This is a genomic window from Amycolatopsis sp. NPDC114504, from assembly GCF_055633595.1.
This window is the reverse complement of record NZ_JBVKDU010000001.1, coordinates 868,396-890,934: the sequence shown is the minus strand read 5'-3', so window position 1 is coordinate 890,934 and position 22,539 is coordinate 868,396. Positions and strand designations below refer to the sequence as shown.

Sequence of the window (22,539 nt, the reverse complement as noted above, 5' to 3'; positions counted from 1 at the left end):
TCCGCGCCCACCTCCACCTCACCCCGATCGGACCTCGCATGACCCCCAAGATCACCTTCGTCGGCGCGGGCAGCGTCGTGTTCACCCAGGGCCTGCTGGCCGACCTGTTCGCCTACCCGGAGCTCGACGGCGCGCACATCGCCCTGCACGACATTGACCCCGGCCGGCTGGCGACCGCGCTGGCCGCGGCCCGGCGGATCGCCGCCGTGCGGGGCGTCAAGCCGGTGCTCACCGCGCACGCGGACCGCCGGGAAGCCTTGGCGGGCGCGGACTTCGTCGTGAACATCGTCCAGATCGGGATGGCCGAGGCGACGCGCACCGACTTCGAGGTCCCGGCGCGCTACGGCCTGCGCCAGACCATCGGCGACACCCTCGGCATCGGCGGGATCTTCCGCGCGCTGCGGACGTTCCCCTTCCTCAAGGCGCTCGGCGCGGACATCGCCGACGTCTGCCCGGAAGCCTGGCTGCTGAACTACACCAACCCGATGGCGATGAACGTCCAGTACCTGAGCGAGGCCACCGGGCTGACGCGGGTCGTCGGGCTCTGCCACTCGGTGTACTGGACCGTGCACGGCCTCGCCGAGCTCGTCGGGGTGCCGTTCGACGAGGTCACCTACGTCGCGGCGGGCGTCAACCACCAGGCGTGGGTGCTGCGGTTCGAGCACGCGGGCACCGACCTCTACCCGCGGTTGCGGGAGCTGGCCGAGACCGACGGGCAGCTGCGGCGCCGCGTCCGCTTCGACATGCTGCGGCGGCTCGGCTACTACCCGACGGAGACCAGCGAGCACTCCGCCGAGTACGTGCCGTGGTACCTCGGGCACGACTCCGAGATCGAGCGCCTCCGCCTGCCGATCGGGGCCTACCTCGGCATCGTCGCGGAGAACGAGGCCGAGTACGAACGGACCCGGCGGGCGATCGCGGCCGACGAACCGCTGCCCGTCGAAGGCACGGGCGAGTACGCGCCGCAGATTGTCCACAGTGTCCTGACCGGTACCCCGCGGACCGTCTACGGCAACGTCGTCAACCGGGGCCTGATCGAGAACCTGCCCGCCGGCGGCGTCGTCGAGGTGCCGTGCCTGGTCGACGGCACCGGCGTCCGGCCGACCCGGATCGGCGCGCTGCCGCCGCAGCTCGCCGCGCTCAACCGGACGTACCTGAGCGCCAACGACCTCGTCGTGCGCGCGGCCGTCGAGGACGACCCCCGCCACATCCGGCACGCCGCGATGATCGACCCGGCCACGGCGGCCGCACTGCCGGTCGAGCGGATCTTCGAGCTGTGCGACGACCTCGTCCGCGCGCACGGCGACCGGCTCCAGCCCGCACTGCGCGCCGTCCTCGGCCGCTGACCATCGAGACCAGGAGAACCATGTCGCACACCCTCGACGAGATCACCAGCCAGCCGTCGTGCTGGGCTCGCGTCCTGCGGGAGCTGCCGGACCACGCGCCCGCGCTGCCGGCGCCGGGCGAGCGCGTCGTGGTCATCGGCTGCGGGACGTCGTTGTTCATGGCCCAGAGCTACGCGCGGCTGCGCGAAGACGCGGGTCAGGGCGTCACCGACGTCTTCGCGGCGTCGGAAGCGCGGCTCGACCGCCCGTACGACCGGGTGCTCGCGATGACCCGCTCCGGCACGACGACGGAGATCCTCGACGCGCTCGGCCGCGTCCGCCCGGGCACCCGCGTCACGACGATCACCGCGGTGGCCGATTCGCCCGCGGCCCGCGCGTCGGACGACGTCGTCTGCCTGCCCTACGCCGACGAGCGTTCGGTGGTGCAGACCCGGTTCCCGACGACGCAGCTGCTGCTCCTGCGCGCCCACCTGGGGCTCCCGGTGGAGCGGGCCCTCGGCGACGTCTCGCGGGCGCTGGCGGAGCCGCTCGACGCGTTCGTGGCAGCGTCCCAGATCTCCTTCCTGGGCACGGAGTGGTCCGTGGGACTGGCGAACGAGGCGGCGCTGAAGGTCCGCGAGGCCGCGGCGTGGTGGACGGAGTCGTACTCGGCGATGGAGTACCGCCACGGCCCGATCGCGGTGGCGGCCCCGGGCCGCGCGGTCTGGAGCCTGGCCCCGCTCGACGCCGACCTGGTGTCCCGCGTCGAGGCGACGGGCGCTTTCCTGCGGCAGGGCAGGCTGGACCCGCTGGCCGAGCTGGTCGCGATCCAGCGGCTGGCGGTCGTGCTGGCGGAGCGGGCGGGCCGTGACCCGGACCGGCCGGCCCACCTGACCCGGTCGGTGGTGCTGGCGAGCTGACGGACCGGAGGTAAGGTCGGCGCATCGTTCCGCGGTTCAGCCCAGCAGCCGTAGCCCGGCACCGAGCCTCACGGCCGGTGCACGTACTCAGCTCGCGGAGGTCGCCCATGCTCGGTGAGTACACCGGCGAGGGCGGCACGTTCCCCCGGTACTCGCTGGACGCGGCCGGAGTCCGGCCGTGGTGGGCCCGCGACGAGCCGCCGGCGGTGATCGCCGGGCGCTACGAGGTCGGCGGCCTGATCGGCAGCGGCGCCACGGCCCGCGTCTACCAGGCCTACGACCAGCTGCTGCGCCGGGACGTCGCGGTCAAGGTGTACGACCGGGGCGCGGTGGCCGTGGACCAGCTGCGCCGGACCCGGGAGAAGGCCATCCAGGCCAGCATCGACCACCCCCGCGTCGTCGCCCTGTACGACAGCGGCACCGACGGCGACCGCCCGTACCTGGTGATGCAGCTGGTGTCGGGGGAGAACCTCGCGCAGCGCCTGCTGGCCGGGCCGATGCCGGTCGAGCGGGTGACGGAGCTGGCGGCCGAGCTGGCCGGAGCGCTGGCCCACGTCCACGACCGGCGGATCGTGCACCGGGACCTCAAGCCCGCCAACGTCCTGCTCGGCGGCGACGGCCCGCTCATCTCCGACTTCGGCATCGCCCACGAGCTGGGGTCGACGCACGTCACCGGCACCGGCCTGGTGACCGGCACGGCCGCGTACCTGGCCCCGGAGCAGGTCGCCGGCGAGCGGGCCGGGCCGGCGGCCGACGTCTACGCGCTCGGCCTGATCCTGCTGGAGTGCCTGACCGGCCGGCGCGAGTACCCCGGCACGCCGGCCGAATCGGTGACGGCGCGGCTGCACCGGTCGCCGCGCGTTCCCGGGGATCTGCCCGCACCGCTGGCCCACGTCCTCGACCGGATGACCGCCCGGGAACCGGATCGGCGTCCCACCGCCGGTGAGGTTCTGCGGCTGCTGCGGGAGCCGGTGGCGGCGCGGGCACTGCGTCGGCGCAAGCTCGTCGCGGCCGGCGGTCTCGCGACCGCGGCCACCGCGGTGGTGCTCGGCGTGCTGCTCACCGGTCCGGACGCCGCGGCGCCCGGTGCGGGTGGGGAGCCCGTCGCCGGATCGGTCGTCCCGGGCAGCCCGGTGCCGCCGTCGGTCGCCGTGTCACCGCCCGCGTCGACCGTCCTGATGGGGTCGCGCGAAGCGGCGGTGGTGCCCCGGCCGGTCACGTCGGACGCGGTGGACGGACCGCCCGCGAACAACGGCAAGGCCAAGGGCAAGACCCGGGGGAACGGCCCGGCGAAGGGCAAGGGCCCGGCCGGTCACTGACGCTTCACGGCGCTTCGGCCGGGCGCTGCACGCCGAGGGCGACCGCCCGCAGCAGCGTCGTGAGCTGTTCGCGGAACCGCAGAGCGCTGTGGGCCCACCGGGGGACTTCGTCGTAGAGCCGGCGCAGGGTCGGCGACGGCCGGGACAGCTGGAACAGGTACGCCGCGCAGCTCATCGCCGCCGTCAGGAGGGTCCGGGCGCCGTCGGCGTCCAGGCCGTCGCCGGCCTCGACCAGGGCCGCCGTCATCGCGTCGAACGCCTCGGAGGCGGCGGTCTTGTAGCCGCGCGCCCGCTCCAGCCGGACCGCGCCCTCCAGGCTGAGCCCGACGTGCGTCTGCAGGTCGCAGAACAGGGGGAGCGCGTCCAGTGACCCGGCGACGGCCTCCGCGACCTCCACCGGGCTCAAGCGGTGGGAGCCCAGGTCGGCCAGCAGCCGCGAGCGCCAGTCCGCCCAGCCCTGTTCCGCCAGTTCGAGCAGCAGCTCCTCGCGGGATTCGAAGTACCGGCGCAGCGCCGATGGGTGCAGGCCGACCCGGCTCGTCACCTCGGTGAGGGTGACCTCGCGCACGCCACGTTCGACCGCGAGCTCGCGCGCGGCGGTCAGCAGGGCGGTCTTGCGCACCTCTTTGTCCTGGTCGGAGCGGGCGCGCTGGCGGGGCTGGGTCACCTCACCACGATAACGCAACCGCTTTGACTTAACTCCGCGGCGCGCGTACGTTCGAATTAACGCAAAGGCATTGCGTTAACGAAGGAGCTTCCATGGGTTCAGTGTTTTTCGTGACCGGCTCGTCGCGCGGCCTCGGCCGGCAGATCGCCGAGCGGGCCCTCGTCGCCGGCCACCGCGTCGTCGCGACCGCCCGGGACCCGCGGTCCCTGGACGACCTCGTGACCCGCTACGGCGACCGCGTCCACGTCGAGCCGCTGGACGTCACCGACCCGGCGGCCGCCGAAGCCGCGGTGGCCGCCGGCGTCGCCGCGTTCGGCCGGATCGACGTCGTGGTCAACAACGCCGGCCAGGGCGACCGCGCGTCCCTCGAGGACACGACGCTGGACGTCTTCCGACGGCAGATCGAGACGAACTTCCTCGGCACGGTCTACGTCACCAAGGCCGCGGTGCCGGTGCTGCGCGGGCAGGGTGGCGGCCGGATCATCCAGATCTCGTCCGTCGGCGGCCGCGTCGGCAGCCCGGGGATGACGGCGTACCAGTCGGCGAAGTGGGCGGTCGGCGGGTTCACCGAAGCGCTCGCCGCCGAGGTCGCCCCGCTGGGCATCAAGCTCACGGTCCTCGAGCCGGGCGGGATGCGCACCGACTGGGGCGGCGCGTCGATGACAACGCCGCCGATCAGCGAGCCGTACGAGGCGACGGTCGGCGCGTCGGCCCGGGCGATGGCCGACTTCGAGCGGCACGCGAACAGCGACCCGCGGAAGGTCGCCGACCTGGTGCTCACCGTCGCGGGCCTCGACGAGCCGCCGCTGCGCCTGCTGGCGGGCAGCGACGCCTACGAGTACGGGCGCGAGGCGTGGCAGCACCGCGTCGACACCGACGCGAAGTGGGCGCACCTGAGCACGTCCACCGACGACGCCGAATCCGGCGACGCGTGGCGCCGCCAGCGCGGCAAGAGCCTGCCCGACGTGCGGGCCTGACCGACACCGACGAGTGGTCGGAGGTTCCGGAAGGCCGATTGGTGGGTAGCCCACAGGTGTGAGGCTGAGCAGGCCCTGCCTGCGGGACTAGTGAGAGGTGATCACAATGAGCCAGGGCGATGCTCCGGTCGGGCGATCGGTGAAGACGGCGGCCGCCGGTGTCCGGGATCTCGCCGCGGAAGCGGCACGAGTGGGCGCGGCCGCGGCCGTGCGGGCGGTGGAGATCACCGACCGCAAGCTGTCGGAGAGCGCGGACGAGCTCGCGAAGGTCGGCCGCTCGGCGACCAAGGACTTCGACAAGAGCACCCGTTCGTCCCGCCGTGACGTGCGAAAGCACTCGGTCGCCGCCCGCGACGAGGTGCTGTCCCGCGCGGTGAAGCTGCGCGACCCGGGCCGCAAGGCGGCCCAGGCGATCGCGACGGTGGCGGGCTCGACGGGCGAGTCGAACCGCAAGCGGCGCAAGGCGGTCGCGACGGCGAAGCGCGACCTCGCGGTGGCGCTGGAGGAAGCGAAGAGCGTGGCGCGCGGAAACCGGTCCCGCCGGTCCCGCTGGCCGTGGCTCCTGGCACTCGGCGCGGTGGCCGCGGGAATCGTGGCCGTCGTGCAGGTGCGGCGGTCGAACCCGCTGGTGGAGGAGGAGAAGGCCACGGAGCCGGCGGCGACCCCGGCGCCCGCTTCCGTGCCGGCTTCCGTGCCGGCCGACAAGGCGGTCCCGCCGGCGCCCACACCGCCCGCGGCCCCGAAGCCGCCGGCCCCGAAGTCGCCCACGGGAACCAACGGCCACGCGGCGGCGGGCAAGACGGAGAACAAGAGCCGGTAGCCGAACCGGCCCGGAGCCGGGGCGCTGTCCGAGAGGACGGCGCCCCGGCTTTTTCGTGTCCGAATTGTCGACGGATTGTCGACGGCCCCTGGCACGGTGGGCTTCCTGTTCCGGGAGGGAACACGTCGGCCGGGTTCCGGCCGACCGACTTCGGCGACTGCCGGTGGGGAGTACCAGGGTGAAAGTACGGATGAGCGGGCCCCGATCGCGGGGTCTGCGGATGGTCATGAGTCTCGCGGTGGTCGCGGGAGTGTGCGTGGGGCTGCCGGTGGCGGCCGCCGCGCCGGCGGCGGCGGTCGGCACGGTGCAGGTGGTCGTGGGACCGCTGTCGGTGAGCAACTCGGCGTCGCCGAAGTTCGCGCCGTCGGCCGTGTGCCCGGCCGGTACCAAGGTGCTCGGCGGGGGTGGCTGGGCGCAGGTCCAGGCGCGGACCCCGGAGTCGGAACGGGTGGTGCTGTCCGAAATGCGACCCGCACCCTCGACGACCGGCGGCCGGGACACCTACGAGGCGGGCGCGTTCGAGCTGTCGCCCGGAACGACCGCCGACTGGTCGGTGCAGGCGTTCGCGATCTGCGCGCCGCCGATCGCGGGGATGCACCTGGTCGTCGGCCGGTCGATCTCGTCCAACTCGACGCAGATCGCGAGGGCGGACTGCGGGTCGGACAACGAGGCCGTGCTCGGCCTCGGTACGCAGGTCCTGGGCGCCGACGGGCAGGCCACGCTGGTCTACGAGTTCGCCGAGACGTTCCGGGTGGCGCAGGCGAAGGCGCTGGAGGACGCCGACGGGTTCGCCGGCATCTGGGAGCTCGACGTGTTCGCGGTCTGCGCTCCCTTCCCGCGCAACTACGGGACCAGCTTCGGGCTCTCGACGCCCACGACCCCGAACTCCGACCCGGTGCAGGTCGCGTTCTCCCGCTGCGGCAACGGCAACGGCAGCAAGACGCTGGGCGTCGGTGCCGCGGTCAACAGCCCGCTGCCCGGCATCGGCCTGCAGGTGGTCTTCCCGGGCAGCCAGCTGGAGTCGGCGGCGGTCGAGGCGACGCCGACCGGCGCCACCTGGGGACCGACGGCGGTGCAGGGCATCTGCGGCGACTGATCCGCGGCCCGGGATGGGCGGGCCGGCGCCGGCCCGCCCCTCCCGGGAAGATCCGCGGCTCGTGCGCGCAATGCCACTCTTCTGCGAAATCCGGCGTCCGATCCGCGGATGAGCGCGCGAAGTCGTAGCCGCCGGGTTACTGTCTTCCCTGCGGGCCGGCGCGCCCCCTCCCCCTCGGCGCGCCGGCCCGCTCCTTTGCCTCAGTAGGGCCAGCCCGGCACATTCAGCCGAACGCTGTAGAGCCCGAAGTTCCCGCTCTCGTTCCCGGCGGACGGCGTGCCGGACGTGATGTACAGCGTCTGGCCGTCCGGGCCGCCGAACGCGGCGTTGGTCGCGTTCGGCCCGGCGGAGATCGAGCCCAGGGCCTGACCGGACGGGGCGAACACGTGGACGACGCCGTCCCCGTAGGTCACCTGGTACACGTTGCCCGCGCAGTCGATCGTGCCGCCGTCGGTGCCGCCCAGGGACGCGAAGTCGCCGCGGGCGCCGGTGCTGCCGTCGGAGTCGACCGGGTAGCGGTAGATCTTGCCGGTGGCGTTGCCGCCCACGTAGAGCGTCTTGCCGTCGGGGGACAGCTCGATGCCGTTGGGTTCGCGGATGGTGTCGTCGATCAGGGAGACGACGCCGTCGCGGACGCGGAACACCCCGGTCTTGCCGGCCATCCCGTCCGGGCGGTCCGCCCGCTGGAAGTCGGGGTCGGTGAAGTACACCGTGCCGTCCGGGCCTTCGGTGAGGTCGTTGGGCGAGTTGAACGCCCGGCCCTGGAAGTTCGCCGCGAGCGTGGTGCGCTGCCCGGTCGCGAGGTCGTAGCGGGAGACGCTGCGCCGGTCGTGCGTCGCCGCGATGAGGGACGTGCCGTCGCGGCCCAGCGCCAGCCCGTTGCTGCCCGCGTCCGCGATGACGGTGGTGAACGCGCCGGTCGCGGGGGAGTAGCGCAGGACGTCCGACGGCTGGACGTTCTCCGCGCCCGCGCCGTCGTGCATGTTCGTCAGCAGCAGCGTCTGGCTCGCCTTGTCCCAGGTCGGGCCTTCGAGGAAGTTGAAGCCGTCGCGGATCTTGGTCGCGTTGAGGTGGGCCGACGGCAGCGGGGAGCCGAACGGGCCTGGCGGGCACGGGCCGCCGGCCGGCTGGGTCGTGCCGCCGGGCAGTTGCCACGTCTGGTTCGCGCCGCCCGTGCAGGTCCAGGTCTGCAGCCGGGTGCCGTCCGCGCCGGAGCCGCCGGTGGCGTCGAGGCACTTGCCGGACGCGGTGGTGACGAGGCCGCCGCCCCGGTCGGCCCAGCGCTGGGCGCCGGTGCCGTTGCAGGCGTAGACCTGCACCGCGGCGCCGTTCTGCGCCGACCCGCCCGCCACGTCCAGGCACTGGCCCGACGCGGCCACGACCGTGCCGTCCGGGCCGGGAGTCCACTGCTGGGCCGCTCCGCCGGTGCACGACCAGAGCTGCACGCGGGTGCCGTCGGCGCTGCCGGGGACGTCGACGCACTTGCCGCCGATGCCGGTGATCGGGCCGGGGCCGGCCGCCGAGGCCGGGACGGCGACTGCCAGGCCGCCCGCGGCGAGGGCGGCGGCCACGGCCCACCGTCCGAAGTGGACTCTCACACGGGCGCGCGGTTTTCGTGAACTGGACGGGGAGACCATGCCACTCCTCACGAATGCGGAGACAGTGGCGGCTGTCGGGGGAAGCTCGAAGAACCGGCCCGGCTTGAAGGCGTGAGGATGATCGTAAGTACTCGTGATTTTCGGTGTCAAGACTCGCGCTTCCACTGGGCGGAAGAGCCGGCCGGATCGCGTCCGGTGTGACGTGGGTCGGCTTGAGAGGATGACCCCATCGCGCATAATGAGCACCTGACCGACCGCTTAGCATGTGCCGGGTACCACACCGCGAAGGAGACACACAGCCGTGAACTCGTTCAAGGATCGCGTCGCGATCGTCACCGGGGCCAGCCGGGGCATCGGCCTCGGGATCGCGAAGACGCTCGTCGAGCGCGGGGCCAAGGTGTGCATCACCGCGCGCAAGCCCGAGGCCCTCGAGGAAGCCGTCAACGAGCTCGGCGGGCCGGACGTCGCCATGTTCGTGCCCGGCAAGTCCGACGACACCGACCACCAGGACGAGGCCGTCGCGAAGACGATCGAGACCTTCGGCCGGCTCGACTACCTGGTCAACAACACCGGCATCAACCCCGTCTACGGGTCCACCCTCGACATCGACCCCGCCGCCGCGGCGAAGATCCTCGGCGTCAACGTCCTCGCGCCGCTCGGCTGGACCAAGCGCGCCCGCGACGCGTGGATGGGCGAGCACGGCGGCGCCGTCGTCAACGTCGCCTCCGTCGCCGGCCTCGGCGCGTCGCCCGGCATCGGCATGTACGGCGTCAGCAAGGCCGCGCTGATCCGGCTGACCGTCGAGCTCGGCGCCGAGCTGGGGCCGAAGATCCGGGTCAACGCCGTCGCGCCCGCCGTCGTCAAGACGAAGTTCGCCACCGCGCTCTACGAAGGCCGCGAAGAAGAGGTCTCGGCGGCCTACCCGCTGAAGCGCCTCGGCGTGCCGGCCGACATCGCCGGCGCCGTCGCGTTCCTGCTGTCCGACGACGCGAGCTGGATCACCGGCCAGACGATGGTCCTCGACGGCGGCGTGACCCTGGGTGGTGGCCTGTGACCGGCGTCGTCGTCACCGGGGGTGGCGGGGGCATCGGTGCCGCGCTGGCCCGCCGCTTCGCCGCGGACGGTGCCCAGGTCGTCGTGGCCGACCTCGACGGCGACAAGGCCGCCGAGGTGGCCGCGGAGGTCAAGGGCACGGCGTTCGCGGGCGACGTCGCGAGCGTCGACGGCGTCGCGAAGCTGATCGAGAGCGCGCGGAGCACGTTCGGCGGCGAGATCGACGTCTTCTGCGCCAACGCGGGCATCGCGCCCTTCGGCGGCGCGGAAAGCCCCGAAGAGGTCTGGGCGCGCACCTGGGAAGTCAACGTCATGTCCCACGTCCGCGCGGCGAACCAGCTGCTCCCGGCGTGGCTCGAGCGCGGCCGGGGCCACTTCATCGCGACGGTCTCCGCCGCCGGCCTGCTCACCAGCCTCGGCTCGGCGCCGTACTCGGTGACCAAGCACGGCGCGCTGGCGTTCGCGGAGTACCTCTCGGCGACCTACCGGCACCGCGGCATCACCGTGCAGGCGATCTGCCCGCAGGGCGTGCGCACCGCGATGCTGGAGAGCACCGGCACCGCCGGGCAGCTGCTGATGGGCGCGTCGGCGATCGAGCCCGAGCAGGTGGCGGACGCGTTGTTCGCGGCCATCGAGGCGAAGCAGTTCCTCGTCCTGCCGCACCCGGAGGTCGCGGACTACTACGCGGCCCGCGCGACGCAGACCGACCGCTGGCTCGGCGGGATGAACAAGCTGCAGCGCAAGGTCGAAGCGGCCCTCGAGGCCGAATGAACTGGCAGCCGGAGGTCGACGAGATCGCGCGGCGGCGGGAGCTGGCCGAGCGCATGGGCGGGCCGGAGAAGGTGGCCCGCCAGCACGCCGCCGGGCGCTCGACGGTCCGCGAGCGGATCGCCGCCCTCGTCGACCCCGGCAGCTTCGACGAGATCGGGGCGCTCGCCGGCACGGCGTCCTATGTGGACGGCTCACTGGAGTCGTTCACCCCGGCCAACTTCGTCATCGGCACCGCGAAGCTCGACGGCCGCCGGGTCGCCATCGGCGGCGACGACTTCACCGTGCGCGGCGGCGCCGCTGACGCCGCGATCATGGAGAAGCAGGTCCACGCCGAGCGGCTCGCGAACGAGCTCGGCCTGCCGATGGTGCGGCTGATCGAGGGCACCGGGGGCGGCGGCAGCGTCAAGATGCTGGAGCAGCACGGGTTCACCTACGTCCCGGTCAACCCGGGCTGGGACCTCGTGGTGGACAACCTTTCGACGGTGCCGGTGGTCGCGCTCTGCCTCGGCCCGGTCGCCGGGCTCGGCGCCGCGCGGGCGGTGATGGCGCACCTGAACGTCCTGGTCGAGGACGTCGGGCAGCTGTTCGTCGCCGGGCCGCCGGTGGTGAAGCACGCGACGGGGGAGGACCTCACCAAGGAGGAGCTGGGCGGCGCGGACGTCCACCGCCGCAGCGGCGCGATCGACCGGATCGTGGCGTCCGAGGCCGAGGCTTTCGCGGTGCTGAAACAGTTCCTGTCGTATTTGCCGTCCTCAGTGGACGCACTGCCGCCGGTCGGGTCCACTTCGGACCCGGCGGACCGGCGTGACGAGGCGCTGCTGTCGCTGGTGCCGCGCAACCGCCGGCACCCCTACCGGCTGCGTCCGCTGCTCGACGGCGTCTTCGACGAAGGTTCGGTGTTCGACTACGCGGTGTCGGGCGGCTCGGCCTACGCGGGACTCGCGCGGCTGAACGGCCACCCGGTCGGCGTCCTCGCCACCGACCCGTACCGCGGCGCGACGCTGACCCCGGAGGGCGCCGACGTCATGACGCGGTTCGTCGACCTCTGCGAGACGTTCCACCTGCCCCTGGTGTCGCTGACCGACCAGGCGGGCATGGTGATCGGCGCGGCGGCCGAACGAGCGGGCGCGATCCGCCACGGCGCCCGCGCGGTGACGGCGGTCTACCAGGCGAAGGTCCCGATGGCCGAGGTGATCGTCCGGCGCGTGTTCGGCGTCGGCGGCGCGGGCCAGGTCAACCGCCACCGCCTGGTCCGCCGCTGGGCGTGGCCCTCGGGGGACTGGGGATCGCTCCCGGTCGAGGGCGGCATCGAAGCGGCGTACCGAGCCGAACTCGACGCGGCCGACGACCGCGAGGCGCGGATCGAGGAGATCCGCGCCCGCCTGGACGCGGTGCGCTCGCCGTTCCGCACGGCGGAGCGGTTCTCGGTCGAGGACGTGATCGACCCCCGCGAGACCCGCGCCCGCCTGTGCGACTGGGTGCCGGACGCGTACGCGGTGCTGCCGAAGCTGCTCGGCCGCCCGTCGTTCGGGATGCGGCCCTAGACCACCCGGTACCAGTGCGGCCGCAGCTCCTCCAGCCCCACGGGTTTCCCACCGGGGCGGTCGAACATCCGGACCCCGTCCCCGAGCAGCACCGGCACGGGCATCGCGAGGATCTCGTCGAGCAGACCGGCTTCGAGGCACTGCCGGGCGACGTCGGCGCCGAGGACGTTGACGTACTTCTCGCCGGCCGCCTCCTTCGCCGCCGCGACCGCGCCGACAAGGTTGTCGGCGAACGTGACGCCGGGCGCCGGGTCGGCCGGACGGTGGGTGAGCACGACCTGCGGGCCCTCCCAGCCGCCGCCGAAGGCCTTGCCCTCGCGCTCCGGGTCGCCGCGGTGCGGGTCGTCGCCGCCGTACGTCCGGCGGCCGACGAGGAGCGCGCCGATCTCCGGGATCAGCTCGTCGACCAGCGGGTCCGGGCCCAGGTACGGGGTAAGCCAGGACATGTCGCCGCCGGGGCCGGCGATGAAGCCGTCGATCGAGCAGCTGAAGCCGTAGAGCAGTTTCGCCATGATGTCTCCTTTGGGCCGGTTCGCGGACTTCAGTACTGACGGCCGGGGCCGGGAAAAGTCATCGGCTTCACCCGGCCGTGTCCGGAACGCGACAGGATCACCACGGACCGTTGACAACGGTGTCAGCCCGCGAGGACCGTTCCGGAACGCAGTGGCTCGATTACTTGTGCTCAACGGCGAAGGACAAGTGACATGGTCTTGCGTACCCTCCTGCGGCTCACCGCCGCCACCGCCCTGGCCGCCGCCGGCCTGATCCCGACGCCCGCGTCCGCGGCGCAACTGGTCACCGATCCGGCGTCCCTGGTGAACCCCTTCATCGGCACCTCCAACGCCGCCGACGACTTCCCCGGCGCGGACGTCCCGTTCGGGATGCTCCAGTGGAGTCCCGACACACCCAGCCGCCCCGACGGCGGCGGGTACGAGTACAAGGACTCGTCCATCACCGGCTTCAGCCTGACGCACCTGTCCGGCCCGGGCTGCGGCGCCGACGGCGACGTCCCGATCCTGCCGACGGTCGGCGCGGTGAACACCGGCGCGAGCGTGTCCTTCAGCCACGGCAACGAATCCGCGAGCCCCGGGGCCTACTCGGTGAACCTCGGCAACGGCGTGAACACCGAGCTGACCGCGGCGCTGCGGTCGGGGATCGGCCGGTTCACGTTCCCGTCGACGTCCCAGGCGAACCTGCAGTTCAAGCTCAACGGCAGCCAGAACGGCACGTCGAACCAGACGTGGACGGTGGTCAGCCCGACCGAAGTCTCCGGTTCGGTCACCTCCGGGCACTTCTGCGGCGCCGGGTTCACCTACACGCTCTACTTCGACGTCGTGTTCGACCGCGCGTTCAGCTCCAGCGGCACGGCCGCGGCGACGGCGGTGACCCCGAAGGCGTCGCCGGGCAAGCTCCACGGCACCGCGGCTTCGAAGGTCGCGGCCGCCCCGGACGCCGGCCCGGGCAGCGCGTACGTCCGGTTCGACACGACCAGCAACCCGACGGTGCAGGCCAAGGTCGGCATCTCCTACGTCTCGGTGGCCAACGCCGTCGCGAACCGCGCCGCCGACATCCCGGCGTTCGACTTCGCCGGGACCAAGCAGGCCGCGCACGACAGCTGGAACTCCCTGCTCGGGCGGATCCAGGTGGCCGGCGGCACCGCGGCGCAGCAGCGCGTCTTCTACACCGCGCTGTACCACTCGTTGTTGCACCCCAACGTGTTCTCCGACCGCAACGGCCAGTACATCGGCTTCGACAACCAGGTCCACACCGTCGCGAGTGGACACTCGGCGCACTACGCCAACTTCTCCGGCTGGGACATCTACCGCACGCAGGCGCAGCTGTCCGCGTTGCTCGCGCCCGCGCAGACGAGCGACATCGCGCAATCGATGATCGCCGACTACGCCCAGGGCGGCGGGCTGCCCAAGTGGTCGCAGAACAACGGCGAGACGTACGTGATGGTCGGTGATCCCGGCACGGCGATCCTCGCGAGCTACTACGCCTTCGGCGCCCGGAACTTCGACACTTCGGCGGCGCTGCAAGCGATGCTGAAGGAAGCGAGTGTGCTCAACAACGTCCGGCCGGGGCTCAACGCGACCAACGCGCCGGGCTACCTGCCGGCCAACGGCACCTACCAGTGCTGCAACTTCTACGGCCCGGTCTCGACGCAGCTCGAGTACGACACGGCGGACTTCGCGCTCTCGGCGTTCGCCGGCGCGCTGGGGGACACCTCGAACCAGCAGTTCTACGCCGGGCGCGCGCAGAACTGGAAGAACACCTTCAACCCCGCCAGCGGGTTCATGCAGCCCAAGGACGCGGGCGGCGGCTGGACCGGCGGCTTCAACCCGGCGAGCGGCTCGAACTTCGTCGAGGGCACGTCGTGGCAGTACACCGGCATGGTGCCGTTCAACGTGGCGGGCCTCGCCGCGGCGCGCGGCGGAAACGCGTCGCTGATCAGCTACCTGGACAGCGTGCTGGCCGGGTTCCACGGCAGCGGCGGGTCGCAGGCCGACCTCGGCAACGAGCCGAGCCTGGAGCTGCCGTGGGAGTACGACTACGTCGGGCAGCCGTACAAGACCCAGAAGGTCGTCCGGCAGGTGCAGGACCAGATCTGGACCGACGCGCCGGGCGGGCTGGCCGGCAACGACGACCTCGGCGCGATGAGCGCGTGGTACGTGTTCTCGGCGCTGGGTTTCTACCCGATGACGCCGGGGACGGCGGACCTGGCGCTGGGCAGCCCGTTGTTCACGCAGGCGGTGGTGACGCTGCCGAGCGGGAACACGCTGACGGTGAACGCGCCGGCGGCGGCGGACAACGCGCCGTACGTCCAGAGTGCGTCGTGGAACGGCTCGGCGTGGAACAACGCCTACGTGCCGACGTCGGCTCTCGTGTCGGGCGGGACGCTGGCGTTCACCTTGGGGACCTCGGCGAACACGTCCTGGGCGGCGTCGAACCCGCCACCGTCGTACGACGGGACGCTGCCGCACCTGGGCCCGTTGTCGTCGGGAGTCGCGGGCAAGTGCGCGGACGTGGCGACCAGCGGAACGGCGAACGGGACGCACGTGCAGCTGTACACGTGCAACTCGAGCGGCGCCCAGAAGTGGTTCGCCGGCCCGGGCGGGACGTTCCAGGCGCAGGGCGGCTGTCTCGACGTGAGCAACAGCGGCACGGCGAACGGCACGAAGGTCCAGCTGTGGCAGTGCAACGCCTCCGGCGCCCAGACGTGGCAGGCGGGCGCGGGCGGGTCGCTGGTGAACCCGCAGTCGGGCCGCTGCCTGGACGACCCGGGCAGCACGACGACCGACGGGACCCAGCTGCAGATCTACGACTGCAACCAGAGCGCGGCCCAGAAGTGGACCCACGGCTGACGCCGTCGTGCGGCCTCCGGGGCCGGGTCGCTTAGGCTGAGGCCATGAGCGACTCGACCCCGGAGGAACTGGCTCGAGGAGCGCAAGCGAGCCCAGCAGGCGGCGAAGGAACGAGAAGCCTTTGATCGATCTCCGGCCGGCCGTGCTCGGGCCGGGTTCAAACGAGGCGATCACGTGTTCCAGTACTCCATCGACGTGATGAACCAGGCGGCGGTCATCGTCGCGATGGTGGGAAGCTCGACGAGCCAGCGGACGAGCGATCCAGTGGCGGTCCTCAACTCGGTGTGCCGGGAGGGCTGGGAGCTCGTGAACGGTTCGTTCGTCTTCGTCGAGCGGGGACAGCAAAGCCGGGACAAGTTCTTGTCATCGGGTCAGAACGTCGCTGTCAAGGGCGAAGTCGTCGGCTACTACCTGTTCAAGCGCTGCGAAGCGAACCAGCGCACTCAGTCCGCCGGATAAGGCGGGAACTTCGGCTCCCGCCGCTCATTCCAGCTGGCCAACCCCTCAACCAGCTCCGGACGCCCGAACGACTCGATCATCAAAGCCGTAGCCTCCCGAGCCGCCTCCTCCAACGGCAACCGAGCCTCCCGCGGGAACTGCGCCTTCATCACCGCCATCGACCGGGGCGCGCTGTACGTCGCCAGCTCCGTCGCGTACGCGTGCGCCCGCAACGGCAGCTCCTCCGCCGCGACGACCTCCTGGACCAGCCCGTACTCCCGCGCCTGCTCCGCCGTGAACGTCCGCCCCGAAAGCAGCAGGTCACGGGCTCGCCCCTCGCCCACCAGGGACGGCAGCAGCTTCGCGATCCCGTACTCCGCGATCAGCCCGCGCCTGGAAAACGCCGTCGTGAACTTCGCGCCCGCCGCGGCGAAGCGGACGTCCGCCGAGCACGCGATCACGAACCCCAGGCCCGCGCAGCCGCCGTTGATCGCCGCCACCACCGGGACTCCCACCGACGATGCCGCCAGGACGTCGCGGAAGTTCTCGTGTCCGCCGCCGGAGGCCGGGGGTGCGGCCGCGATGTCGTCCAGCAGCCCCAGGTCGGCGCCCGGGCAGAACGCCTTGCCCGCGCCCGTCACGACGACCGCCCGCACGTCGGGGTCCGTGTCCGCCTGGCGCAGCAGCCCGCCGTAGCGGGCCTGCATCGGCACGTCCATCGCGTTGCTGCGCTCCGGTTTGTCGAACGTCAGCGTGGCGACCCGGCCGTCCGACGCGTACCGGACTCCGTCCACAGTGGACATGGGACCTCCTCGGGGTCGCCACCATACTAAGCGGTCGCTTGGAAGAAGGCCAGGTGCGTCACGACTCGCCGAGCCGGGTGCCCCGCCGCCACACCGCGCGCGTGTCGAGCGTGTGGTCGATGTCCGCCGTCGGGTCGCCGTCGACGAGCAGGAGGTCGGCGCGGAGTCCCTCGGCGATGCGGCCCCGGTCGCCGAGGCCGAAGCGGCGAGCGGTGGTCGCCGTCGCGGCGCGCAGTGCCTTCTCGGGCGTCAGCCCGGCGGCCACGAGGTACCGCAGCTCTCGGTGCAGGCTGGCTCCGTGCGCCAGGCCGCCGAAGAAGGTCTCCGCCATGGAAGCGTCCGTGCCGGCCAGGATGTCCACGCCCGCGGCGTCCAGCGCCCGGACGGTCTCCAGCACGTCCTCGAGCTTGCCCTGCGGGTAGCGGTCGTAGCTGGCCCGCAACGTTTCCTCCCACTTGCCGTCGAGGCGGCGGGCGACCCGCGGGTCGTCGGCGAGGTCGCTGCCGGTGATGCCCATCATCGACGCGTCGAGGCAGATGCACGGCACGACGAACATCCCCGCGCCGGCGACGAGGTCCACGATCTCCGCGGTGTGCGGCCGGTCCATGAACACGTGGACGACCCCGTCGATGCCGGCTTCGGCGGCCATCCGGGTCGCGTCGAGGGTCAGCGTGTGGGCCACGGTGAGGGCGCCGTACCTCTTGGCCTCGGCGACGCCGGCCTCGAGCGTGGCCTGGTCGAGCATCGGCAGCCCGGGATGCCCCTCGACGCTGCCGTCGTCGATCATGAACTTGATGTAGTCGGCCCCCCTCGCGAGCAGTCGCGGGATGAACGCGGCGGCCTCTTCCGGCGTGGTGGAGAACGGCATCAGCGGCATCACCGGCGGCAGGTCGCCGCCGGGCCGGAACCCTTCCGGCATCAGCTCGCTGGGGTGGCCGCCCGGCGGGGTGATCGCGAAGCCGGACGACCGGATGTCGGCCACCGTGTCGTCCTCGGCGAAGCGCGCCCGGTTCTCGCGGGTGTTCATGCCCTGCATCTCCAGCTCGGTGGTGACGCCGAACCGCAGGGCCAGCGCCCGGGAGCCGGGCGCGGAGTGGACGTGCGCGTCGATCAGCCCGGGCAGCAGGGTGGCGCCCCGGCCGTCGACGACCTCGGCGCCGGCGGGCACGTCGCCGCCGATCCGGCGGATCTTCGGGCCGTCGAGGACGACGGTCCGCACCCCGAGGGCCTTCTCCCCGTCGAAGACCCGGGCTCCGGTGATGGCGGTGGTGGCCATGGTGGCCTCGCTTTCTCGTTCGCAGTTACATACCCAATGCTATGCAGTTTACGACTGGCATGCAAATGCGGGGGGTACTACGCTTCAGGGGTGGACAGCGCTGAGGACTCCTTGCTCGACCGGATCGGCCCGGCGCTGTCGCGGCTGCGCCGCCGCACCCCGGCCTCGGGCCGGGACCTGTCCCGCAACCTGGTGCTGAACGTGGTCGCCGACGCTCCGGGCGAGCTGACGGTCGGCGGGCTCGCCGCCGAGATGGGCGTCGCGCAGCCGGTGGCCAGCCGCACGGTCGCGGCCTGCATCGCCGACGGCCTGGTGCGGCGGGCGGCGTCCCAGGCCGACGGCCGCCGGACCGTGCTGGAGCTCACCGAACGCGGCGAAGCGGAGCGAAACCGGTTCGCGGCCGAGCAGCGCCAGGCGTTCGAAGCCATCACGGCCGGCTGGTCGCCGGAGGATCGCACCCAGTTCGCCCGGCTCCTCGTCCGCTACAGCGCCGACGCGGGCGCCTGGTCCCGGAGGCAGCGAAGCCGTTGACGGCGTCGCGGTTCGAAAATGTCGAACCCTTTGTCCGCTCGGAAACCCTTGTGCAATAGTGCTTTCCGCCGCGTCCGCCCGCCGGAAGGACTTCGCCGATGCCGACCACTCCCAGCAGGCGCCAGGTCCTCGGTGGCCTCGGCGCCGCCGTCGTCACCTCCGCGCTCGCCCCGGCCGCGAACGCCGCCGAAACGGATGCCGGAACGCACCTCGGCCGGGAGATCGACCTGGGCACGGACTGGCGGTTCGCCCTCGCCAACCCCGACGGCGTCACCGACCCGGACGGCCGCTTCGCCGACGCCGCGAAGCCCGCCTTCGACGACTCGAAGTGGCAGGTCGTCGACGTCCCCCACGACTGGAGCATCGAGCTCCCGCCGACCGCGCGGGGTACCCAGAGCGGGTCCGGCTTCTTCCGTGGCGGCCTCGGCTGGTACCGCCGGACGTTCACCCTGCCGCCGTCGCTCGCGGGCAAACGCGTGTCGGTCGAGTTCGACGGTGTTTATTCGGACGCGCATGTTCATGTGAACGGTGAGCTGCTCGGCAACCACCCGTACGCCTATACCGGCTTCGCCTTCGACCTCACCGGCCGCCTGCACGCCGACGGCCGGACCCCGAACGTCCTCGCCGTCCGGGCGACGAACCCGCTGCCCAGCAGCCGCTGGTACTCCGGCAGCGGGATCTACCGCAAGGTCCGGCTGGTCGTCACCGAGCCGGTGCACGTCGCCCGGCACGGCACCTTCGTCACCACCCCCGACGTCGCCGGCGGCCGCGGCACCGTCAAGGTGGCCACGGACGTCGTGAACGACTCCGCCGCCGCGGTCACGGCCGAGGTGCGCACCACCGTCACCGACCCCGCGGGCCGGGTGGTGGCGAAGGGCGCGGTGACCGTGTCGGTTCCCGCCGGGAAGACCACCACGGCGGTCACCACGCAGACCGTCGCCGGCCCGCGGCTGTGGTCGGTCGAGAAGCCCGCGCTGTACCGGGTGCGCACGGAGGTCGCGGCCGGGCGCGTGCTCGACACGACCACCACGGACTTCGGCTTCCGGTACACCGGGTTCCACCCGGACCACGGGTTCTCGCTCAACGGCGTGCCGATGAAGCTGCGCGGGGTCAACCTGCACGCGAGCCAGGGCGCGCTCGGTGCCGTGATCGACGCCGCCGCGCTGGAGCGGCAGCTGCGGCTGATGCTCGCGATGGGCGTCAACGCGCTGCGGACCGCGCACAACCCGCCCGCGCGCGAGCTGGTGGCGGCCTGCGACCGGCTCGGGATCCTGATGATGGTCGAGGCGTTCGACTGCTGGCGGACCGGGAAGCTCGAGTTCGACTACCACCGCGACTTCGACGCGTGGAGCGCGCGCGACATCGCGGAAATGGTGCACGCGGCCAAGAACTCGCCGTCGATCGTGCTGTGGTCGATCGGCAACGAGGTGCCGGACGCGTCGATGGCGGGCGGCCCGGCCATCGCCGCGGAGCTCATCAAGATCGTCCGCGGCATCGACAGCACCCGGCCCGTCATCATGGGCTCGGACCGCTACCGGAGCGTGCCCGCGCCGGGTTCGCCCCAGGACCTGATCCTGCGGCAGCTCGACGGCCTCGGCGTCAACTACAACACCGCCCAGTCGATCGACGGGCTGCACGCGGCCTACCCGGGCAAGTTCTTCTTCGAGTCCGAGTCGTCGTCGGAGACCTCGACGCGCGGGGCGTACCAGGACCCGGACCTGCTCAACACGGGGGAGAACCACACGCCGGGCAAGCGCGCGACGTCGTCGTACGACAACAACCTGGCCTCGTGGACGTTCAGCGGCGAGTACTCGCTGAAGAAGGACCGCGACCGGAAGTTCTGCCTGGGCCAGTTCCTCTGGGCCGGCCAGGACTACCTGGGCGAGCCCACGCCGTACGACGTCTTCCCGGTCAAGACGTCGTTCTTCGGCGCGGTCGACAGTGCGGGCCTGTCCAAGGACGCCTTCCACCTCTTCCGCAGCCAGTGGACGACCGCGCCGATGGTCCACCTGACGCCGATGGACTGGACGACCCACCGCCCCGGCGAGCCCGTCGCGGTGTGGGTCTACTCCACTGTGGACACCGTCGAACTGGTCCTCAACGGACGTTCGCTCGGCGTCAAGAAGTTCGACCGCAAGACCACTGTGGACGGACGCTCGTACCTCGAGACGACCGAACCGGTCGGCGACGACAAGAACGACCCGTCCGGCAGCTACACCAGCCCGAACGGCGGCACCGGCAAGCTGCACCTGACGTGGTCCGTGCCGTTCGAACCCGGCACGCTGACCGCGATCGCCCGGTCCGGCGGCCGGGAGGTGGCCCGCGACCGGCTCGTCACGGCCGGGCCGCCGCACGCGGTCTCCCTCACCGCCGAGCCACGCGGCGACGGCGCGATGGCGTTCGTGACGGCGTCGGTCGTGGACGCCCGCGGCGTCGTCGTGCCCGGCGCCGAGCCGGTGGTGCGGTTCACCGTCCGCGGTCCGGGCCGGGTCGCCGGCGTCGACAACGGCCGCCAGGAGCTCGCGCAGAGCTACCAGCAGCCGACGATCCCGGCGTTCCACGGCCAGGCCGTCGCCGTCATCGCCGCGACCGGCGGCCGCGGTCCGATCACCGTGACGGCGAGCGCGCCGGGCCTGACGCCGGGGACGACCACGGTGCCGGGGACGAACCTCGGGCAGCGCAACGGCCCTGGGGCGCGAGCCGGGGAGCGGCCGGAGGTTCCGGTCGTCCTGGCCGCCGACGCGAGCTATTCGGGCGCCCCGGACACGTTGCCCGCGGCGATGCTGGACGGCGACCCGGCCACCGGCTGGTCGAACCACTACGTCAAGCAGGCGACGGCGGCGCTCAAGGCGGTGAGCCGGCCGCGGCCGGAGGACTGGGTGTCGCTGGTCTGGCCGCGGCCGCAGCGCTTCGGCGCGCTCACGGCGAACTTCGTCGTGGACGCGACGCTGGTGCTGCCGGAGACCGCCGAAGTCGCGTACCGGACGGTTCGCGGCTTCGAACCGGTGCGCGGCTTGAAGATCGCGTGGGGGACCGGGCCGAACGACCCGACGACGTTCTCGTTCGAGCCGGTCACCACCACGGAGGTCCGGATCACCCTGAAGACCCGGGGTTTCCTGCGGATCAGCGCGCTGGTCGCCCGCTGACCGTCACAAGCCGCAGGGAGCGAGGGCGTCGAGGCCCTGCGGCTTGTCGGCGGTGCGGCCGATCGCCGTGGCGATGCGGTTGATCGTCGCGACGCGCTTGTCCTCCAGCGGGCCGAGGATGGCGTTCTGGACGAAGTTCGCGCCACCCTCGCCGGCGCTGGTGACGAGCCGGTTGTTGGCTTCGGTGATCTGCGTGTTCAGCAGGTCGAGGTTGCGCTGGACCTCGGCCTGGGCCGACGCCGGGATCGCGGGGAGCTGCGAGGCGACGTCGGGGCAGGAGATCTGCCCGGCGGTGCCGCCCGCGTTCCCGGTGTTGCCCGTGTTGCCGGTGTTTCCCGTGCCTTGCGCCGGTGCGGTCGAGCCGGTGACCGTGCCCGCGCCGGTGTTCGCCTGCCCGCCCAGCGAGCACGCGGCGAGCCCGCCGAGGTTCTGCGGCTTCTCGCCCTGGCGGCCGATGGCGATGGCGATCCGGTCGATCGTCGACGTCCGCTTGTCCTTCAGCGGGCCGAGAATGGCGTTCTGGACGAAGTTCGGGCCGCCCTGACCGGCCGTGCTGACCAGCCGGTTGTTGGCTTCGCCGATCTGCGTGTTCAGCAGGTCGAGGTTGCGCTGGACCTCGGCCTGGGCCTGAGCGGGAATCGCGGGGAGCCGCGAGGCGACGTCGGGGCAGGTGATCTGCCCGCTCGAAGCGGCGCCGGCGGCGTTGGCGGCGCCGGGGTCGCCGACGGTCGTCGCGATGACCAGTGCCCCCGCCGCGATCCCGAGGCCGAGGGCCGCCGTCGCGATCTTCGTCCGCCGCGAGAGGCGGTGTCGTCCACCGGTAGCAGGCATGAATCACTCCAAGTTAGCGTGAACATAGAGGGTCCACACGGGCAGCGCGCGGTTGTTCC

General features: G+C 72.5%; 19 protein-coding genes. 13 read left to right on the top strand and 6 right to left on the bottom strand.

The window, feature by feature from the left end; all coding sequences use genetic code 11:
* Positions 1–38 precede the first annotated feature (38 nt).
* The 3 genes from melA (at position 39) to ACZ7PG_RS04220 (ending at position 3,564) form a co-directional block, all read left to right on the top strand.
* The gene (gene melA, locus ACZ7PG_RS04230) at positions 39–1,346 is read left to right on the top strand and encodes an alpha-galactosidase (RefSeq protein ID WP_470237639.1); all 1,308 of its coding nucleotides are present in this window, start codon (positions 39–41) and stop codon (positions 1,344–1,346) included.
* Between the two features lie 20 nt (positions 1,347–1,366).
* On the top strand, positions 1,367–2,245 hold the full coding sequence (locus ACZ7PG_RS04225) for an SIS domain-containing protein (RefSeq protein WP_470237638.1): 879 nt from the start codon (positions 1,367–1,369) through the stop codon (positions 2,243–2,245).
* A gap of 107 nt (positions 2,246–2,352) precedes the next feature.
* On the top strand, positions 2,353–3,564 hold the full coding sequence (locus ACZ7PG_RS04220; protein ID WP_470237637.1) for a serine/threonine-protein kinase: 1,212 nt from the start codon (positions 2,353–2,355) through the stop codon (positions 3,562–3,564).
* Positions 3,565–3,568: 4 nt separating this feature from the next.
* Here the strand turns inward: ACZ7PG_RS04220 and ACZ7PG_RS04215 are convergent, their stop codons facing one another.
* On the bottom strand, positions 3,569–4,231 hold the full coding sequence (locus tag ACZ7PG_RS04215; RefSeq protein WP_470237636.1) for a TetR/AcrR family transcriptional regulator: 663 nt from the start codon (positions 4,229–4,231) through the stop codon (positions 3,569–3,571).
* A 92-nt stretch (positions 4,232–4,323) separates the two neighbouring features.
* On the opposite strand from ACZ7PG_RS04215, the gene ACZ7PG_RS04210 reads away from it, so the two are divergent.
* The 3 genes from ACZ7PG_RS04210 to ACZ7PG_RS04200 all read left to right on the top strand — a co-directional run bounded on the left by ACZ7PG_RS04210 (position 4,324) and on the right by ACZ7PG_RS04200 (position 7,124).
* Positions 4,324–5,208, top strand: a complete 885-nt coding sequence (locus ACZ7PG_RS04210) for an SDR family NAD(P)-dependent oxidoreductase (protein ID WP_470237635.1) — start codon at positions 4,324–4,326, stop codon at positions 5,206–5,208.
* Positions 5,209–5,314: 106 nt separating this feature from the next.
* Positions 5,315–6,028: a hypothetical protein gene (locus ACZ7PG_RS04205; RefSeq protein WP_470237634.1), complete on the top strand. Its 714-nt coding sequence runs from the start codon at positions 5,315–5,317 to the stop codon at positions 6,026–6,028.
* A 226-nt stretch (positions 6,029–6,254) separates the two neighbouring features.
* A complete protein-coding gene (locus ACZ7PG_RS04200; protein ID WP_470237633.1) occupies positions 6,255–7,124 on the top strand; it encodes a hypothetical protein in 870 nt (289 codons plus the stop codon).
* 200 nt (positions 7,125–7,324) lie between these two features.
* Here the strand turns inward: ACZ7PG_RS04200 and ACZ7PG_RS04195 are convergent, their stop codons facing one another.
* Positions 7,325–8,695 carry an SMP-30/gluconolactonase/LRE family protein gene (locus ACZ7PG_RS04195; RefSeq protein ID WP_470237632.1) on the bottom strand — a complete coding sequence of 457 codons (1,371 nt, stop codon included), beginning with the start codon at positions 8,693–8,695 and terminating at the stop codon, positions 7,325–7,327.
* 328 nt (positions 8,696–9,023) lie between these two features.
* Here ACZ7PG_RS04195 and ACZ7PG_RS04190 point away from each other — a divergent pair, with 328 nt between their 5' ends.
* The 3 genes from ACZ7PG_RS04190 to ACZ7PG_RS04180 are packed head-to-tail and all read left to right on the top strand — an operon-like array spanning position 9,024 to position 12,090.
* Complete coding sequence (locus tag ACZ7PG_RS04190; protein ID WP_470237631.1) at positions 9,024–9,776, top strand: SDR family oxidoreductase; 753 nt, start codon at positions 9,024–9,026, stop codon at positions 9,774–9,776.
* The gene (locus tag ACZ7PG_RS04185; protein ID WP_470237630.1) at positions 9,773–10,546 is read left to right on the top strand and encodes an SDR family oxidoreductase; all 774 of its coding nucleotides are present in this window, start codon (positions 9,773–9,775) and stop codon (positions 10,544–10,546) included. Before ACZ7PG_RS04190 ends, ACZ7PG_RS04185 begins: the two co-directional genes overlap by 4 nt.
* Positions 10,543–12,090 carry an acyl-CoA carboxylase subunit beta gene (locus tag ACZ7PG_RS04180; protein WP_470237629.1) on the top strand — a complete coding sequence of 516 codons (1,548 nt, stop codon included), beginning with the start codon at positions 10,543–10,545 and terminating at the stop codon, positions 12,088–12,090. The genes ACZ7PG_RS04185 and ACZ7PG_RS04180 overlap by 4 nt, the downstream gene beginning before the upstream one ends.
* On the opposite strand, the gene ACZ7PG_RS04175 is transcribed toward ACZ7PG_RS04180, so the two are convergent.
* Entirely contained in the window at positions 12,087–12,602 is a 516-nt protein-coding gene (locus ACZ7PG_RS04175) for a dihydrofolate reductase family protein (protein ID WP_470237628.1), read from the bottom strand. The genes ACZ7PG_RS04180 and ACZ7PG_RS04175 overlap by 4 nt on opposite strands.
* A 192-nt stretch (positions 12,603–12,794) precedes the next feature.
* On the opposite strand from ACZ7PG_RS04175, the gene ACZ7PG_RS04170 reads away from it, so the two are divergent.
* Both ACZ7PG_RS04170 and ACZ7PG_RS04165 read left to right on the top strand, forming a co-directional pair.
* Positions 12,795–15,455: a lectin gene (locus ACZ7PG_RS04170; RefSeq protein WP_470237627.1), complete on the top strand. Its 2,661-nt coding sequence runs from the start codon at positions 12,795–12,797 to the stop codon at positions 15,453–15,455.
* Between the two features lie 174 nt (positions 15,456–15,629).
* On the top strand, positions 15,630–15,914 hold the full coding sequence (locus ACZ7PG_RS04165; RefSeq protein ID WP_470237626.1) for a hypothetical protein: 285 nt from the start codon (positions 15,630–15,632) through the stop codon (positions 15,912–15,914).
* On the opposite strand, the gene ACZ7PG_RS04160 is transcribed toward ACZ7PG_RS04165, so the two are convergent.
* Both ACZ7PG_RS04160 and ACZ7PG_RS04155 read right to left on the bottom strand, forming a co-directional pair.
* The gene (locus ACZ7PG_RS04160; protein ID WP_470237625.1) at positions 15,899–16,696 is read right to left on the bottom strand and encodes an enoyl-CoA hydratase-related protein; all 798 of its coding nucleotides are present in this window, start codon (positions 16,694–16,696) and stop codon (positions 15,899–15,901) included. The genes ACZ7PG_RS04165 and ACZ7PG_RS04160 overlap by 16 nt on opposite strands.
* 58 nt (positions 16,697–16,754) lie before the next feature.
* Positions 16,755–17,972, bottom strand: coding sequence for an amidohydrolase family protein (locus tag ACZ7PG_RS04155; protein WP_470237624.1), 1,218 nt, complete (start codon positions 17,970–17,972; stop codon positions 16,755–16,757).
* A 90-nt stretch (positions 17,973–18,062) separates the two neighbouring features.
* Here ACZ7PG_RS04155 and ACZ7PG_RS04150 point away from each other — a divergent pair, with 90 nt between their 5' ends.
* Positions 18,063–18,503, top strand: coding sequence for a MarR family winged helix-turn-helix transcriptional regulator (locus ACZ7PG_RS04150; RefSeq protein WP_470237623.1), 441 nt, complete (start codon positions 18,063–18,065; stop codon positions 18,501–18,503).
* Positions 18,504–18,601: 98 nt separating this feature from the next.
* Positions 18,602–21,649 carry a glycoside hydrolase family 2 TIM barrel-domain containing protein gene (locus ACZ7PG_RS04145; protein WP_470237622.1) on the top strand — a complete coding sequence of 1,016 codons (3,048 nt, stop codon included), beginning with the start codon at positions 18,602–18,604 and terminating at the stop codon, positions 21,647–21,649.
* Between the two features lie 3 nt (positions 21,650–21,652).
* On the opposite strand, the gene ACZ7PG_RS04140 is transcribed toward ACZ7PG_RS04145, so the two are convergent.
* Positions 21,653–22,480: a hypothetical protein gene (locus tag ACZ7PG_RS04140; RefSeq protein WP_470237621.1), complete on the bottom strand. Its 828-nt coding sequence runs from the start codon at positions 22,478–22,480 to the stop codon at positions 21,653–21,655.
* Positions 22,481–22,539: the final 59 nt, after the last annotated feature.

Bases quoted from the DNA above. Each gene is read 5' to 3' on its own strand.
- melA (WP_470237639.1), top strand. From the start codon at position 39: ATGACCCCCAAGATCACCTTCGTCGGCGCGGGCAGCGTCGTGTTCACC.
- ACZ7PG_RS04225 (WP_470237638.1), top strand. From the start codon at position 1,367: ATGTCGCACACCCTCGACGAGATCACCAGCCAGCCGTCGTGCTGGGCT.
- ACZ7PG_RS04220 (WP_470237637.1), top strand. From the start codon at position 2,353: ATGCTCGGTGAGTACACCGGCGAGGGCGGCACGTTCCCCCGGTACTCG.
- ACZ7PG_RS04210 (WP_470237635.1), top strand. From the start codon at position 4,324: ATGGGTTCAGTGTTTTTCGTGACCGGCTCGTCGCGCGGCCTCGGCCGG.
- ACZ7PG_RS04205 (WP_470237634.1), top strand. From the start codon at position 5,315: ATGAGCCAGGGCGATGCTCCGGTCGGGCGATCGGTGAAGACGGCGGCC.
- ACZ7PG_RS04200 (WP_470237633.1), top strand. From the start codon at position 6,255: ATGAGTCTCGCGGTGGTCGCGGGAGTGTGCGTGGGGCTGCCGGTGGCG.
- ACZ7PG_RS04180 (WP_470237629.1), top strand. From the start codon at position 10,543: ATGAACTGGCAGCCGGAGGTCGACGAGATCGCGCGGCGGCGGGAGCTG.
- ACZ7PG_RS04175 (WP_470237628.1), bottom strand. From the start codon at position 12,602: ATGGCGAAACTGCTCTACGGCTTCAGCTGCTCGATCGACGGCTTCATC.
- ACZ7PG_RS04170 (WP_470237627.1), top strand. From the start codon at position 12,795: ATGGTCTTGCGTACCCTCCTGCGGCTCACCGCCGCCACCGCCCTGGCC.
- ACZ7PG_RS04160 (WP_470237625.1), bottom strand. From the start codon at position 16,696: ATGTCCACTGTGGACGGAGTCCGGTACGCGTCGGACGGCCGGGTCGCC.
- ACZ7PG_RS04155 (WP_470237624.1), bottom strand. From the start codon at position 17,972: ATGGCCACCACCGCCATCACCGGAGCCCGGGTCTTCGACGGGGAGAAG.
- ACZ7PG_RS04145 (WP_470237622.1), top strand. From the start codon at position 18,602: ATGCCGACCACTCCCAGCAGGCGCCAGGTCCTCGGTGGCCTCGGCGCC.
- ACZ7PG_RS04140 (WP_470237621.1), bottom strand. From the start codon at position 22,480: ATGCCTGCTACCGGTGGACGACACCGCCTCTCGCGGCGGACGAAGATC.